Below are 14,824 nucleotides of genomic sequence, written 5' to 3' on the forward strand. Positions count from 1 at the left end.
CTTCACGCCGGGCAACGCCGCAGTCACGCCATGGCTTGTCGTTTTGCACGCGCCTGAACAATCGCAGCCACCAGCAGGTCACCGGTCACCGGCTTGCGCAGGAAGCCGTCGAATCCGGCGGCCAGCACCTGCGTCTCGGCGTAGGCATCGGAGCGCGCGGTCACCGCCACCAGCGGCAGCTCGTAGCCCATCGTGCGCAGCTGGCGGGCGATGGCGGTGCCATCCAGCGCCGGCAGGTCGAGGTCGAGCAGGCCGACATCGAAGCGATGGGTGGCAATCTCGGACAATGCGCCCAGGCCATGCAGCACGTGGACCACGTCGTGTCCGCGTCCACGCAGCAGGCCAGCGATGACCTCGGCAACGGTCGCATCATCCTCCACCAGCAGCATGCGCAGCGGTGGCAGCTCCGGCGACGCCGCCGGCTCACCGCTGGCACGCGCCGCCTGCCGGGTCCACGGCAGCGGCAGCTGCACGCGGAACCGGGCCCCCTTGCCGGGCTGGCTGTCCACCTCGATGTGCCCGCCCATCGCCACCGCCAGCTCCTGGCAGATCGCCAGGCCCAGCCCACTGCCGCCATAGCGCGATGCCGTGCGGGGGCCCTCGGCCTGTTCGAATCGATGGAACAGGCGCTGCTGCTGCTCGGCATTGATGCCCGGGCCGCTGTCATGCACCTCGAAACACACACCGCCTCGTTCTTCCAGCTGCACCGACAGGCCCACGTGCCCGCGCTCGGTGAACTTGATGGCGTTGCCCAGCAGGTTCAGCAGGATCTGGCGGACGCGCATTTCATCGCCGCTGACGCTGATCGGGCCAGGCGGATCCTCGCCGCGCTGGAAGGCCAGCTGGCGCTGCTGCGCCATCGGCTGCATCAGGCCCTGCACCTGGTCGAGCAGCTCCTTCAGATCGAACGGGTGCAGGTCCAGTTCCAGCCGGCCGGCCTCGATGCGGGCCAGGTCCAATGCATCGTTGACCAGCCGCAGCAGGTGGCTGCCGGCCTGCTGGATCGAACCGGCGTAGCTGCGCTGCATCGGGTCCAGCGGCGTGGCCAGCAGCAGCTCGCTCATGCCCAGCACGCCGGTCATCGGCGTACGCACCTCGTGGCCGAGCGTGGCCAGGAAGCGGCTCTTGGCCTGCGAGGCCTGCTCGGCCAGCTGCTGCTTGTGCACGGTCAACTGCCATTGCTGGCGCCGGCGCAGCCGCGCACGGATCGCCCAGGCCAGCGTCAGCAGCAACAGCGACCCCAGCAGCACATAGCCGAAGATGGCCATGCCGCTGCGCCACCACGGCGGCAGCACCTTCACCTGCAGCCGCTGCGAAGCGGTCCACACCCCGTTGGAGGACGCCGCCTGCACTTCGATGACGTAGTGGCCGGTCGGCAGCCGCGACAGCGTGCGCTGGCCGTCGCCGCCCTGTTCCACCCAGTCCTGGTCGTAGCCCTGCACGCGGAAACGGTAACGGTTGCCCTGCGGGCTGGCGTAGGACAACAGCCGCGCGTCGATCTGCAGGTCACGGTCATCCGGCCCCAGCAGCAGCGTGCCGGTGACCGGCAACGGCTGCCAGCCACGCGCATCGTCGCGGCGCACGCGCACTTCGGCGATCACCAGCGAAGAAGGCGGCCGCGCACCGTCAGCAGCATTCACGTCAAAGGCCACCAGGCCGGTCTGGGTCACCGCCAGCACACGGCCATCGGCGTTCACCGCCGGTGGCCGCCCGGTGAATTCGGCGTCAGACAGGCCATCGCGCTCGTTGAACTGCTGCAGGCGGCGTGCCTTGGGATCCCAGCGCAGCAGGCCGCGCGGCGTCGTGGCCCACAGCTGGCCATTGTCGGCCAGGGCCAACCCGCCCATGCTGACCGGCGGCACGCCCGCAGCCCCGTCGATGCGCTGGATCAGCCGCAGGCTCATGCCATCCCACTGGTAGCGCTCGAAGGCGCCCTGGCGCGCCAGCCACATCTGCTGCGGATCGATCCACACCAGGTCGTAGATCGGCCCACGCGAAACGCCCGGCACCGCTTCGAAGCGTCCAGCCTGCGCGCGCCAGATCCCCATCTCTCCCATGATCCAGGGGCGGCCGTGGTCATCGAAACGGATCTGTTCGATGGGCGCATCGGCGCTGCCCTGGAACTGCTGCAACGGATAGCTGTGCAGCAGCCGCCCCTCGGCGCTGCGCTGCTGCAGGTCCAGGCCCATCACCGATACCCAGACCGTGCCATCCGGCGCCTGCCGCATCAGGTCGATGCGCTGGCGCAGGTCGGCACTGCCATCGATGCGCCAATCCTGCAGTGCACCGCTGGCCGGGTCATACACAGTGATGCGTCCACCGCGTCCCAGCCAGAGGCGCCCGTCCGGGCGCGGCAGCACCGACCACACCACACCGCTGCCGAGCTGGCGGTCGCTGGCAAGCAGGCGCAGGGTGCCCTGCGCATCGAGCCGGTAAACGCCACGGGCCGAGCCGACGTAGTAGTTCTGCCCGTCGCTGGCCGCGCTCAGCAGGTACTGGCTGTCCAGCGGCTTGCCATCGAGCTGGTTCCAGATCGAGAAGCGCCGCCAGTCCGGCGGCAGGTAGGCCAGGCCCTGGGTGAGCAGTGCCACCCACAACCCGCCCTCGTGGTCCTGCAACAGATCCAGCACGCCACTGTGTGCGGTCAGGAAGCCGCTGCCACGGTCACCCTCGAGCCGGCGCAGCATTGCCGCATCCCCGCGCAGCAGCCCATCGGAAGTGCCGGCCCAGTAGCCGCCCTGGCGATCGGCCAGCACCAGCGCCGAACGCAGACGGGCACTGTCGGCCCAGCGTGGCCGACTGACCCGGTCCTGTGCGTCGATGCGGTACAGGCCATCGTTCTGGCTGCCCACCCAGATCGAACCGTCAGCATCGCGACTGAGCCGGAGCACGCTCAGCGTGCCCAGTTCGCGTGCGCCCACCGGCTCGAAGCCGGACCCGTTCCAACGCGCCACCCCGGCTTCGGTGCCCACCCACAACCGGCCCTGTGCATCGACCAGGCTGGTGAAGATGCTGTTGCTGGGCAGCCCGCCGGGATGCGCCGGATCATGGGTGTACAGGCGCACGCTGCCATCTTCGCCGAGGCGGCACACACCATGGTTGTTGGTGCCGATCCACAAGGCGTCTTCGGCGTAGGCCAGCGCCCAGAACTGTCCCTCGCAGAGGGAGTTGACCGTGTCGAAGGTCCTGAAGCGCGCACGATCGGCGTCCAGCCGGGCCACGCCCTTGCCGTTCATGCCCACCCACACCCGGTCCAGCGGATCGATCAACAGCGTCTCGATCTCATTGCCGGGCAACGAGCCCGGCTGGTCCGGATCGTGCTCCCAGACCCGCAGGCTGTTGCCGTCGTAGCGGGCAAGGCCGCCGTCGGTGGCCGCCCAGATGTGCCCCTGGCGATCCTCGGCCAGCGCCACCACCATGCGCGAGGGCAATCCTTCGGCGGCCCCGAAGCGGCGCAGGCGTGGTGTTTCAGCCATGTCCGGGGTCGCCGCGGCGGCGGTGATCGCGCCCAGCAGCAGTCCCAACCCCGCAATGCCACGGCACCACTGCCGCCAGCGACTCTTCATCCTGAACCCCCTGTCCTGGGCCGATTGTCACACAGGGCCGGGTTCATGGCTGCAACAGCCTGTTTCCAGCGGCGGCACCACCACGAACTGTTGCAGTCATGCACGCAACGTTGGCAGGGGGCTGTGCGTATGATCGCAACGTCCCCTTCCCGGAGTCCGCCATCGATGCGTCCCTGCCTGGCCCTGCTGCCGATGCTGCTCGCCACCGCCCCCGCCTGGGCGGCCGCTGACACCTATCGGCTCGATCCGGTGCACACGCGGGTGCTGTTCTCCATCGACCACGCCGGCTACTCGCAGGCCATGGGCACGGTCTCCGGCAGCGAGGGCCGCCTGCAGTTCGATCCCGACAACTGGCGCGATGCCACGCTGGATGTCGAGGTGCCCGTGTCGCGGTTGGACCTCGGTGACGCCAAGTGGAACCAGGCCACCCTGGCCCGCAGCCTGCTCGACGGCGAACGTTTCCCGAACGCGCGCTTCGTCTCCAGCCGGGTCGAACCGATCGATCCCAAGCGCGCCCACGTGATCGGCACGCTGACCCTGCGCGGGGTCAGCCAGGAGGTCACCCTGGAGGTGACCCTCAACGCCCTCAAGCGCTACCCGCTACCGCCGTTCCGGCGTACCGCCGGCTTTTCCGCCACCACCACGCTGAGCCGGCGCGCGTTCGGCATCACCGCCTGGCCGGGCGTGATCGGTGATGCGGTGCAGGTACGTATCGAGGCCGAAGCCACCCTCGACCGCAGCGACACGCCGGGAACTCCCGCTGCCGTTCCGCACTCCGACCCCAAGACGGCCCCCAAGGACCCTTCATGACCGCCAAGAACACCCCCGCCGCCTGGGGAGTGTCAGCCAGATCCTGCACTGGTTGATCGCCCTGCTGATTCTCGCCCTGGGCGTGGTCGGCCTGACCATGGGCGAACTGCCCAAGACCCCGAAATACTTCTGGGTCTACACCGCGCACAAGTCGATCGGCATCACCGTGCTGGCGCTGGTGCTGTTCCGTCTCGGCTGGCGCCTGTATGCCGGCGCGCCGAAGCCGGTGCCGGGCGTGCCCAGCTGGCAGGAGCGCATCGCCAGCGCCACCCACGTGCTGCTGTATGTACTGATGTTCGCCATCCCGCTGTCGGGCTGGCTGTACGACTCGGCCAGCGGCCTGCGCCCGTTCCGCTGGTTCGGCCTGGTCGACGTGCCCAAGCTGAGCGGCCCCGACCCACAGGTGGTCGCGGTGTCCCATGCCATCCACGAATACGGCTTCTGGCTGTTGATCGCGGTGGTGCTGGCCCACGCCGGCGCTGCCTTCTACCACCACCTGTTCCAGCGCGATGCGACCTTGTCCCGCATGTTGCCGCGCGGCTGGCTTGCCTCCCCTCAGAAGGACTGACCGATGAACCTGAAACTGACCACTCCGGCCGCCGTGGCCGCCGCCCTGGCCGGCATGCTGGCCACCGCCCCGGCGCTTGCCGCCGACTACGCACAGGCGCCCGGTGCCGGTTCGATCCTGGTGTTTGCCACCAAGTACGACGGCGAAGTGTTCACCGGCAACTTCCCCGGCTTTGCTACCAAGCTCAGCTTCGACCCAGCCAATCCGGCCGCCGGTTCGCTGGACGTGGTGATCCCGCTGGCGGGCGCAAAGAGCGGCAACAGCGACCGTGACTCGACCCTGCAGGGCGCCGACTTCTTCAACGTCGGCAAGTTCGCCACCGCGCGCTACACCGCCAAGGGCTTCCGTGCCGTCGGCAATGATCAGTTCGCCGCCGATGGCACGCTGGAACTGCGTGGCGTCAGCAAGCCGGTCACCCTCACCTTCACCTGGAAGCCGGGTGCGCAGCCGGTGCTGACCGGCAAGGCCACGGTCAAGCGCCTGGACTTCGCTGTGGGTGCCGGTGATTGGGCCGACACCAAGACCATCCCCGACGAGACCGCGATCAGCACGATCGTGAAGTTCGACGCGAAATAAGACGCCTCCGGTAGTGCCGGCCGCTGGCCGGCATCACCGGGTATGGCGAGGTTGCCGGCCAACGGCCGGCACTACCGATCGACGGCCAGCCAGGCCTCAACCGTGGCCGCATCGAACGGCCAGTCCAGCTCGCGACCGCCCGCCTCGTCGCGCAGCACCGGCACGCGGGCGCCATAACGTGCTTCCAGCGCCGGCTGGTCATCCAGGAACACCGATTCGAACTCCGGCGCCCGCGCCTTGGCCAGCTCGGCCAGGGCCAGGTCGCACAGGTGGCAGTCGTCACGCTGGATCAGGGTCAACACCGGTTCGGCTCCCATGGCGGAAATGCTGCGCCGCAGCCATCGAATGGCCCGGCAAGCCGTTAGAATAGCGGCTTGTCCGGTACCCGCAGTTTGGCATCCATGGCTGTCAGCACGTTCGACGTTTTCAAGATCGGCATTGGTCCGAGTTCCTCGCACACCGTCGGGCCGATGAAGGCCGCCGAGCGATTCATCCACCGTTGGCTGCTGGATCCGGGCCGCCTGCACGAGGTCGCGCGCATCCGCGCCGATGTCTACGGCTCGCTGGCGCTGACCGGCCGCGGCCATGGCACCGACAAGGCGATCCTGCTCGGCCTGGAAGGCCAGCGCCCGAACCTGATCGACCCGGACATCATCCCGGCCACCCTGGAGCGCATCCGCAGCAGCAAGCGCATCCAGCTGATGGGCCAGCACGAGATCGCCTTCGACGAGAAGCGCGACCTGGGCATGAACAAGCGCCAGAAGCTGCCGTACCACACCAACGGCATGCGCTTCACCGCGTACAACGCCGAGGACGAAGTGATCGCCACCCGCGATTACTACTCCGTCGGTGGTGGCTTCGTGGTCAACCAGGACGATGCGGCCGATGACCGCATCGTGCCCGACGAAACCCCGCTGCCCTACCCGTTCAAGAGCGGCGACGAGCTGCTGGCGCAGACCGCGCGCAGCGGCCTGAGCATCGCCCAGCTGATGTTCGAGAACGAGAAGTGCTGGCGCAGCGAAGACGAGATCCGCGCCAACCTGCGCGAGATCTGGAGTGCCATGCAGTCGTGCGTGGCGCGCGGCATCCGCGAGGAAGGCGTGCTGCCGGGTGGCCTGAAGGTGGGCCGTCGTGCGCCGGCGCTGTACCGCGAGCTGTCGTCGAAGCCGGAAGCGGCGATGCGCGATCCGCTGACCACGCTGGACTGGGTCAATCTGTACGCGCTGGCGGTGAACGAGGAAAACGCAGCCGGTGGCCGTGTGGTCACCGCGCCGACCAACGGCGCGGCCGGCGTGCTGCCGGCGGTGCTGCACTACTTCGATCGTTTCTGCCCGGGTGCGAACGAACAGCGCGTGTTCGATTTCCTGCTGACTTCGGCGGCGATCGGCATTCTGTACAAGGAGAACGCCTCGATCTCCGGCGCCGAAGTGGGCTGCCAGGGCGAAGTGGGCGTGGCCTGCTCGATGGCCGCCGGCGGCCTGGTCGCGGCACTGGGTGGCAACCCGAGCCAGATCGAGAACGCCGCGGAAATCGGCATGGAACACAACCTCGGCCTGACCTGCGACCCGATCGGTGGCCTGGTGCAGATTCCGTGCATCGAGCGCAACGCGATGGGCGCGGTGAAGGCGATCAACGCCTCGCGCATGGCGATGCGCGGCGACGGCAAGCACAAGGTGTCGCTGGACAAGGTGATCAAGACCATGCGCGATACCGGCCGCGACATGCAGGACAAGTACAAGGAAACCAGCCGCGGTGGGCTGGCGGTGAACGTCATCGAGTGTTGAATTGTAGAGCCGAGCCCATGCTCGGCTGTCGCGCGCAGCGCGGGATTTTCGCGGTCTGATGGCAGAGCCGTCGAGCAAGCTCGACGCTACGCGGAGCGACATCATCACTGCGTTCCGGTTAGGCTCGGGGCTCCCTCGCCCCGGATTGCCCCATGCGCGTGATCGCTGCTGCCCTGCTCGCCTGCCTTCCGCTACCTGCCCTGGCCGCGCCCAGCTACGGCCCTCGGCTGGAAGGCTTCGACTACGGCTATCCGGTAAAGACCTTCGCGCTGGAATCGCAGCGGCAGCCGCTGGAGATGGCCTACCTGGATCTTGCACCGAAGCAGGCGCCGATCGGTGTGGTGGTGCTGCTGCACGGCAAGAACTTCTGCGCGGCGACCTGGAAGGAATCGATCACGCCGTTGCTGGCCGCCGGCTACCGGGTAATCGCACCGGACCAGGTCGGCTTCTGCAAATCGAGCAAGCCCGAGCGCTACCAGTACACGTTCGCGCAGCTGGCGGCCAATACCCATGCGCTGCTGCATCAACTGCAACTGGGGGATGCCCCGGTGCATCTGGTCGGCCACTCGATGGGCGGCATGCTCGCGGTGCGCTACGCGCTGATGTACCCGCAGGACCTGCGCAGCCTGTCGCTGGTCAATCCGATCGGGCTGGAAGACTGGAAGGCACTGGGCGTGCCGTGGCGCAGCGTGGATGCCTGGTATGCCGGTGAATTGAAGACCCGTTATGACAGCATCCGCCGTTACCAGCTGGACGTGTACTACGACGGCCAATGGAAGCCGGCCTATGAAACCTGGGCGCGGATGCAGTCGGGCATGTACGAAGGCCCAGGCAAGCAGGCCGTTGCGTGGAGCCAGGCGCTGGCCTCGGACATGGTGTTCAACCAGCCGGTGGTGTACGAGCTGAAGAACGTGCGGGTACCGACCACGCTGTTCATCGGGCAGAAGGATCGCACTGCGATCGGCCGCGATCTGGCAGCGCCGGACCTGAAGGCGACGCTGGGCAACTATCCGGCACTGGGCAGGCCGCGGCGGCGGCGATTCCCGGCGCGACGCTGGTCGAGTTCGCCGAACTGGGCCATTCGCCGCAGGTGCAGGACCCGAAGCAGTTCAATGCGGCGTTGCTGAAGGCATTGAAGGCGCATTGAACGGCAGCCCCTCTGTAGAGCCGAGCCCATGCTCGGCTCATTCGGCAGGAGGGGATCTCGCCAGCAGCAGCCGAGCGTAGGCTCGGCTCTACAGAAGCGGTGCGTTCAGCCCACAATCCGCAACACGTCATCCAGCAGCGCAGCGGCGGTGACTTCCGCGCCCGCACCCGGCCCCTGGATCAACAACGGCTGGCGCTGATAGCGGTCACTGTGGATGGCCACGCGATTGTCGGTGCCTGCACCCTGTGCCAGCGGATGATCGGCCGGCAGCTCGCGCAGGCCCACCTGCGCACCTTCGCCATCGACGCGACCGACAAAGCGCAGCACACAGCCATTGTCGCGCGCCTGCTGCCAGCGCGCCTGCAACGGCGCATCCAGCTGTTCCAGCGCGCCCACCGCTTCCTCCAGCGGCAACGCTGCCAGCGCCGCTGGCACCAGCGAATCCACCTGCACCTGCGCAGCATCCAGCGCCAGGCCACTGCTGCGCGCCAGGATCAGCAGCTTGCGGCGTACGTCTTCGCCGGACAGGTCCAGGCGCGGATCGGGTTCGGTGTAACCGGCCGCCAGCGCCTCGCGCACCGCCGCCGAGAATGGCGACTGGCCGTCATAGCGATGGAACAGCCACGCCAACGAACCGGACAGCACGCCCTCGATGGCATGGATGTGATCGCCACCGGCCACCAGCGCGCGCAGGCTGCTCAACAACGGCAGGCCCGCACCCACCGTGGCACTGTCGCCATAGCGCGCGCCACTGTCCGCGCAGCTTTCGGCAATCGCCTGCGCGCGGGCCAGCTGCGCGCCACGGCCCAGCTTGTTGGCCGTCACCACGTGCACGCCGCGCGCCAGCCACTGCGCGTGGCGGGCCGCCACGTCTTCGCTGGCCGTGGCATCGACCACCACGTCACCCCGTTCCAGGCCTTCGGCGCTGGACCAGGGCGGTGAACGTTGGCCGTCACGCGGCGCGCGCCGCGCCAGCTCCAACGGCAGCGCCAGGTCGCGATCGATCGCCAGTGCGGTGCGCGAATTGGCCAGCCACTGCACATTGGGCAGTTCCAACCCCCGTGCCTGCAAGGCCTGGTAACGCTGCACGAAGGCCGAGCCCACAGTGCCGGTGCCGAGCAGCGCCAGGCGTCCCGTGCCCAGCGCGGGAATGTCAGCGGCCAGTGCGTTCATGCGTCCACCACCTGTTTGCGGCGCGCGGCCGCTTCGATCACCGCTTCGGCGCGCTGCAGCGCGGCGCCGAGATCGGCCAGCAGGTCACGCTCGGCCTCGATACCGACCGACAGGCGCAGCAGTCCCTCGCTGATGCCGGCGGCGGCACGCGCCTCGGCAGTCATCGCGGCATGGGTCATGGTGGCCGGGTGCGCGATCAGGCTCTCGACGCCGCCCAGCGATTCAGCCAGGGTGAAGCAGCGCAGGCCGTCGACGAACGCACGCACGGCGGCATGCGGATCGTCGCCTTCGCAGTCGGCCAGCTCGAACGACAGCATTGCGCCGAAACCGCTCTGCTGGCGTGCGGCGATGGCATGGCCAGGGTGATCGGCCAGGCCCGGGTAATAGACGCGGCCAACGGCGGGATGCTGGTCCAGCAGCGCAACGATCGAAGCAGTGTTCTCCTGGTGCACGCGCAGGCGCGCATCCAGCGTGCGCAGGCCGCGCAGGGTCAGGAACGCATCGAACGGCGAACCGGTCAGGCCCAGCGCGTTGCCCCACCACACCAGCTGCTCATGCAGCGCCGGATCACGGGCCACCACCGCACCACCGACCACGTCGCTGTGGCCATTGATGTACTTGGTGGTGGAATGCAGCACCAGATCGGCGCCGAAGGCCAGCGGTTGCTGCAGCGCCGGCGACAGGAAGGTGTTGTCGACCACAACGAGGGCACCGGCCTTGTGCGCGGCTTCGATCACGAAGCGCAGGTCGGTGATGCGCAGCAGCGGGTTGGATGGGGTTTCCACCAACACCAGCTTCGGCTGGGTGGCCAGCGCCTGCGCCAGCGCGCGCGGGTCGGTGAGGTCGGCGGTGACCAGTTCGAAGTGGCCCTTCTTTGCCAGCGCGTTGAACAGGCGCCAGCTGCCGCCGTACGCATCATGCGGCACCACCAGGGTATCGCCGGGCTGCAGCAGTGCGTTCAGCACCAGGTTGATCGCGCCCATGCCGGTAGCGGTGACCACACCACCGACGCCGCCTTCCAGTTCGGCCAGCGCCTCACCCAGCAGATCGCGGGTGGGGTTGCCACTGCGCGTGTAGTCATACTGGCGCTTGTTGCCGAAGCCTTCAAAGCTGAAGTTCGACGACAGCACGATCGGCGGGGTCACGGCACCGTGGGCGGTATCGCGATCAATGCCGGCGCGGACCGCGGCGGTGGTGCGACTACAGGACGGCTCGTTGGCGTGCAGGCTCATGCGGACTCTCCAGAGGTGCGGAAGGCGGTGGCGAGGATCGCGTCGATGCGATCGGTTTCTTTGAGGAAGGCGTCGTGGCCGTAGGGCGAGCGCAGCACGCGCAGGCTGCCGCGCGGGCCCAGCCCTTCGACCAGGCCGACCAGGTCGGCCAGCGGCACCAGGCGGTCTCCCTCCACGGCCACCACCACGGTCGGCGGCAGGATCGCGGCGGGGTCGACACGGTGCAGATCGATCGATTCGGACAGGCGCAGGTAGGCGGTCACCGGCGTGCGCGCGACGTACTGCGCACCGGCCGCGTCGAGATAGTCTTCGGCAGCCACGCGCACGCGGCCATTGATGACTTCCGGCGCAGCATCGAAGCGCTCGCCGAATTCTTCCGGGGTGCGGTAGCTGAGCATGGCGAACTGCCGGGCCAGGGCCAGGCCGTGGTCTTCACCGCACTGCAGCTGGCCGAGCGCGACCGCGCGGCGCTGCAATGCGCGCCAGGCGGCGGCATACGGATGCGGGCGATGCGCACCGCTGGCCAGCACCAGCTGACGCACGCGGGCACGATGCCGGATCGCGAACTGCTGGCCAACCAGCGCGCCATACGAATAGCCGACGAAGGCCTTCAGCGTGCGGATGCCGAGATGGTCCAGCAGTAGGGCCAGCGCATCGGCCTGGTCGGCGGTATCGATCGGTACGTCCAGCGCTCCATCGGCACCGATGAAGTCGAACGCCAGTACGCGCAGCTGCTGCGGATCCAGCGTGCGGCCACTGCCGACCAGGTCCTCGGCCCAGCCCTTCTCGCTGAACTGCGGGTTGGAGGCCACATGGCGATGCGCGGAAATGCCGCCGGCCAGCACCACCACCGGCGCGTTGGCCGGGCCGACCCACTCGTAGCGCAGGCGTACCGGGCTGGGGCCGGCATGACGCATCGACAGCACCGCGGCGAACTCGCCGCGCTCGGCATGCACACGGTCTTCGACCGGCACGCTGACGGGGACAAAGGGTTCGGGGCGAACGGCGGTACTGGCAGCGAAGCTCATGGCGGGATCCGGTTGGGGAATCGGCCATCGAGCCTTCGCGGGGCCCGCGTTCGAGATGCACGTGTGGTGCATGGTTCGAACCATCTTTCGGTGGACGCCACGGTCCCCGCAGGATTTGGCACCTACGCAGACGCTTGCGCGTCTGCGGGCTGCCCCGGCTTCAAAGGGCCTGTCCCTCTGCCGGTCTCGATGGTGGAGCCACGATGCCAGCCCTTTCCGGCACTGTCAATCCCTTCATGCGGATAAAGCGATGAATATTTTTCCGACGCCGCTCTGCGAGCGCCGTCGCGGTCGCTCCGTTCAGGATCGGGTACAGTCCTGGCGGTCCATTTTCCTGAATCGCCGATGCCACGCCTGCCCCTGACCTGCCTGCTCCTGCCGCTGCTGGCCAGTGCCTCCGCCGGGGCCAGCGACTGGCGCCAGGGTTGGGGGATGCTGCCGAAGCCGCCCACCCGCGCGAGCACTGCCAGCACCGGCGCGGGCGCCGCAAAGGAGGCCGTTCCGATGGCCCAGCTGCGCCTGCAGCCGATCGGCGAACAGTGGCAGGCGCGGATCGACAACGCACTGGCGGGCCCGCTGCAGATCGAGCTGCGCGCGGCACCCGGGCGCCAGATCGAAGGCCTGCCGATGCAGTCACTGATCCAGGGCGACAGCAGCCTGGTGGTCGGTCACCTGCCTGCCCCCGCCAACGGCCGCACCCTGGACCTGCGCCTGCAGTCGGTGCCGGGCAACCCCGCCGCACAGGCCGAGGACGTGGCCTACCGGTTGCCCTTCGATGCCGCGCGCCTGCGCGTGGACCAGGCGCCGCAGGGCCGGTTCAGCCACGATGATGAGGAGAACCGCGATGCGGTCGACTTCGCCCTGCCCGAAGCCACCCTGGTGCTGGCCGCGCGCGAGGGCACGGTGATGCAGATCCAGGATGGCTACCAGGGCAACGGCCTGGACCGCGAACGCGATGGCGGCCGCGCCAACTTCGTCCGCGTCCTGCACCGCGATGGCAGCATGGCCCTGTATGGCCACCTGCAGGCCGGGGGCATGCGCGTGCGCCGTGGCCAGGCGGTGCAGGCCGGGCAGCCGCTCGGCCTGTCCGGCAACAGCGGCTTCAGCAGTGCCCCGCATCTGCACTTCGTGGTGCAGGTCAACCGTGGCATGGGCCTGCGCTCGGTGCCGGTGCGCATCTTCGCCGAACAGGGCCAGCTGCAGTTCGCCCGCCAGGGCGAGGCCGAGGGCGGCACCGGGCGCTGAGCGGCCCCGGCCGGTATAATCGGGCGCTTATCTCTTTGAAAAGCGCCCCGGGCGGGCGCCACTGCCATGTCCGAAGTCGCCAACGAAGCGTCGCGTCGCCGCACCTTCGCCATCATCTCCCACCCTGACGCCGGCAAGACCACGCTGACCGAAAAGCTGCTGCTGTTCGGAGGCGCGATCCAGATGGCCGGTTCGGTCAAGGGCCGCAAGGCGGCCCGCCACGCCACCTCCGACTGGATGGCACTGGAAAAGGAGCGCGGCATCTCCGTCACCTCTTCGGTGATGCAGTTCCCGTACGAAGGCAAGATCGTCAACCTGCTCGACACCCCCGGCCACGCCGACTTCGGCGAGGACACCTACCGCGTGCTGACCGCGGTGGACTCGGCGCTGATGGTGATCGACGTGGCCAAGGGCGTGGAAGAGCGCACCATCAAGCTGATGGAAGTGTGCCGCCTGCGCGACACCCCGATCATGACCTTCATCAATAAGCTCGACCGCGAGGGCAAGGACCCGATCGAGCTGCTGGATGAAGTGGAAACCGTGCTGGGCATCCAGTGCGCCCCGGTCACCTGGCCGATCGGCATGGGCCAGCGCCTGAAGGGCGTGGTGCACCTGCTGACCGGCGAAGTGCATCTGTACGAACCGGGCCGCAATTTCACCCGCCAGGATTCGACCATCTTCCCGTCCATCGATGCCCCCGGCCTGGCCGAAAAGATCGGTGCACAGATGCTGGCCGAGCTGCGCGATGAGCTGGAACTGGTGCAGGGCGCCAGCCACCCGTTCGATCTGCAGGCCTACCGTGACGGCAAGCAGACCCCGGTGTTCTTCGGCTCGGGCGTGAACAACTTCGGCGTGCAGCCGCTGCTGGACTTCTTCGTCGAGCATGCACCGTCGCCGCAGGCACGTTCCACCACCGGCCGCGAGATCGCCCCGGAAGAGAACAAGCTGACCGGCTTCGTGTTCAAGATCCAGGCCAACATGGACCCGCAGCATCGCGATCGCGTCGCGTTCATGCGCGTCTGCTCGGGCCGCTTCAGCGCCGGCATGAAGACCTTCCACGTGCGCACCGGCAAGGAAATGAAGCTGGCCAACGCACTGACCTTCATGGCCAGCGACCGCGAGATCGCCGCCGAAGCGTGGCCGGGCGATGTGATCGGCATCCACAACCACGGCACCATTTCCATCGGCGATACCTTTACCGAAGGCGAAGCGGTCACCTTCACCGGCATTCCGAACTTCGCCCCGGAACTGTTCCGCCGTGCACGCCTGCGCGATCCGCTCAAGCTCAAGCAGCTGCAGAAGGGCCTGGCCCAGCTGTCCGAAGAGGGCGCGACCCAGTTCTTCCGCCCGTTGACCAGCAACGACCTGATCCTGGGCGCGGTCGGCGTGCTGCAGTTCGACGTGGCCGCCTACCGTCTGAAGGACGAGTACGGCGTGGAAGCGACCTTCGAACCGGTCAGCGTGACCACCGCGCGCTGGGTCCATTGCAGCAACGAAAAGAAGCTGGAAGAGTTCCGCGAGAAGAACGCGCTGAACCTGGCGCTGGACGCGGCCGGCCACCTGGTCTATCTGGCGCCGACCCGGGTCAACCTGCAACTGGCACAGGAACGCGCGCCGGACGTGCGGTTCTCGGCCACCCGCGAAGCGGCGCACACCGTGTCGGTGGCCTGACCCCAGCACCCAGGGATTCATCGA

At 68.2% G+C, this 14,824-nt stretch carries 11 protein-coding genes, 1 pseudogene and 1 riboswitch; of the genes and pseudogenes, 7 read left to right on the forward strand and 5 right to left on the reverse strand.

From position 1 onward, the window contains the following. Window positions 1-23 precede the first annotated feature (23 nt). Entirely contained in the window at window positions 24-3,566 is a 3,543-nt protein-coding gene (locus tag N4G47_RS14455; RefSeq protein WP_475287986.1) for a hybrid sensor histidine kinase/response regulator, read from the reverse strand. 165 nt (window positions 3,567-3,731) lie between these two features. On the opposite strand from N4G47_RS14455, the gene N4G47_RS14460 reads away from it, so the two are divergent. Genes N4G47_RS14460 through N4G47_RS14470 form a run of 3 tightly spaced genes read left to right on the forward strand, consistent with a single transcriptional unit; the run spans window position 3,732 to window position 5,520 of the window. After that, on the forward strand, window positions 3,732-4,376 hold the full coding sequence (locus N4G47_RS14460; protein ID WP_475287990.1) for a YceI family protein: 645 nt from the start codon (window positions 3,732-3,734) through the stop codon (window positions 4,374-4,376). A gap of 22 nt (window positions 4,377-4,398) precedes the next feature. Beyond that, on the forward strand, window positions 4,399-4,944 hold the full coding sequence (locus tag N4G47_RS14465) for a cytochrome b (RefSeq protein WP_446001656.1): 546 nt from the start codon (window positions 4,399-4,401) through the stop codon (window positions 4,942-4,944). A gap of 3 nt (window positions 4,945-4,947) precedes the next feature. Beyond that, entirely contained in the window at window positions 4,948-5,520 is a 573-nt protein-coding gene (locus N4G47_RS14470) for a YceI family protein (RefSeq protein ID WP_475287993.1), read from the forward strand. Between the two features lie 71 nt (window positions 5,521-5,591). Here the strand turns inward: N4G47_RS14470 and N4G47_RS14475 are convergent, their stop codons facing one another. Further along, window positions 5,592-5,822, reverse strand: a complete 231-nt coding sequence (locus tag N4G47_RS14475) for a glutaredoxin family protein (RefSeq protein ID WP_475289951.1) — start codon at window positions 5,820-5,822, stop codon at window positions 5,592-5,594. A 99-nt stretch (window positions 5,823-5,921) separates the two neighbouring features. On the opposite strand from N4G47_RS14475, the gene N4G47_RS14480 reads away from it, so the two are divergent. Together N4G47_RS14480 and N4G47_RS14485 are read left to right on the forward strand one after the other, a co-directional pair. Further along, a complete protein-coding gene (locus tag N4G47_RS14480) occupies window positions 5,922-7,304 on the forward strand; it encodes an L-serine ammonia-lyase (protein WP_024956918.1) in 1,383 nt (460 codons plus the stop codon). 152 nt (window positions 7,305-7,456) lie between these two features. Continuing rightward, window positions 7,457-8,451 (forward strand): annotated as a pseudogene (locus tag N4G47_RS14485) (alpha/beta fold hydrolase). Between the two features lie 105 nt (window positions 8,452-8,556). On the opposite strand, the gene N4G47_RS14490 reads toward N4G47_RS14485, so the two are convergent. The 3 genes from N4G47_RS14490 to metX are packed head-to-tail and all read right to left on the reverse strand — an operon-like array spanning window position 8,557 to window position 11,884. After that, a complete protein-coding gene (locus N4G47_RS14490) occupies window positions 8,557-9,624 on the reverse strand; it encodes a homoserine dehydrogenase family protein (protein ID WP_475287996.1) in 1,068 nt (355 codons plus the stop codon). Continuing rightward, the gene (locus tag N4G47_RS14495; protein ID WP_475287998.1) at window positions 9,621-10,856 is read right to left on the reverse strand and encodes an O-succinylhomoserine (thiol)-lyase; all 1,236 of its coding nucleotides are present in this window, start codon (window positions 10,854-10,856) and stop codon (window positions 9,621-9,623) included. The genes N4G47_RS14490 and N4G47_RS14495 overlap by 4 nt, the downstream gene beginning before the upstream one ends. After that, window positions 10,853-11,884, reverse strand: a complete 1,032-nt coding sequence (gene metX / locus N4G47_RS14500) for a homoserine O-succinyltransferase MetX (protein ID WP_111113353.1) — start codon at window positions 11,882-11,884, stop codon at window positions 10,853-10,855. The genes N4G47_RS14495 and metX overlap by 4 nt, the downstream gene beginning before the upstream one ends. Before the next feature lie 77 nt (window positions 11,885-11,961). Then, a riboswitch (SAM riboswitch) is annotated at window positions 11,962-12,080 on the reverse strand. A 149-nt stretch (window positions 12,081-12,229) separates the two neighbouring features. Here metX and N4G47_RS14505 point away from each other — a divergent pair. Then, entirely contained in the window at window positions 12,230-13,129 is a 900-nt protein-coding gene (locus tag N4G47_RS14505) for a M23 family metallopeptidase (RefSeq protein ID WP_475288002.1), read from the forward strand. A gap of 66 nt (window positions 13,130-13,195) precedes the next feature. Further along, window positions 13,196-14,800, forward strand: coding sequence for a peptide chain release factor 3 (locus N4G47_RS14510; RefSeq protein ID WP_107231240.1), 1,605 nt, complete (start codon window positions 13,196-13,198; stop codon window positions 14,798-14,800). The last annotated feature ends 24 nt before the right edge of the window (window positions 14,801-14,824 follow it).

It is taken from the genome of Stenotrophomonas sp. GSD10 (assembly GCF_056172695.1).

What these genes read in the sequence shown, in the direction of transcription:
- N4G47_RS14470 (WP_475287993.1), top strand. Translation starts at nt 4,948, where the DNA reads ATGAACCTGAAACTGACCACTCCGGCCGCCGTGGCCGCCGCCCTGGCC.
- N4G47_RS14460 (WP_475287990.1), top strand. Translation starts at nt 3,732, where the DNA reads ATGCGTCCCTGCCTGGCCCTGCTGCCGATGCTGCTCGCCACCGCCCCC.
- N4G47_RS14495 (WP_475287998.1), bottom strand. Translation starts at nt 10,856, where the DNA reads ATGAGCCTGCACGCCAACGAGCCGTCCTGTAGTCGCACCACCGCCGCG.
- N4G47_RS14480 (WP_024956918.1), top strand. Translation starts at nt 5,922, where the DNA reads ATGGCTGTCAGCACGTTCGACGTTTTCAAGATCGGCATTGGTCCGAGT.
- N4G47_RS14455 (WP_475287986.1), bottom strand. Translation starts at nt 3,566, where the DNA reads ATGAAGAGTCGCTGGCGGCAGTGGTGCCGTGGCATTGCGGGGTTGGGA.
- metX (WP_111113353.1), bottom strand. Translation starts at nt 11,884, where the DNA reads ATGAGCTTCGCTGCCAGTACCGCCGTTCGCCCCGAACCCTTTGTCCCC.
- N4G47_RS14510 (WP_107231240.1), top strand. Translation starts at nt 13,196, where the DNA reads ATGTCCGAAGTCGCCAACGAAGCGTCGCGTCGCCGCACCTTCGCCATC.
- N4G47_RS14505 (WP_475288002.1), top strand. Translation starts at nt 12,230, where the DNA reads ATGCCACGCCTGCCCCTGACCTGCCTGCTCCTGCCGCTGCTGGCCAGT.
- N4G47_RS14490 (WP_475287996.1), bottom strand. Translation starts at nt 9,624, where the DNA reads ATGAACGCACTGGCCGCTGACATTCCCGCGCTGGGCACGGGACGCCTG.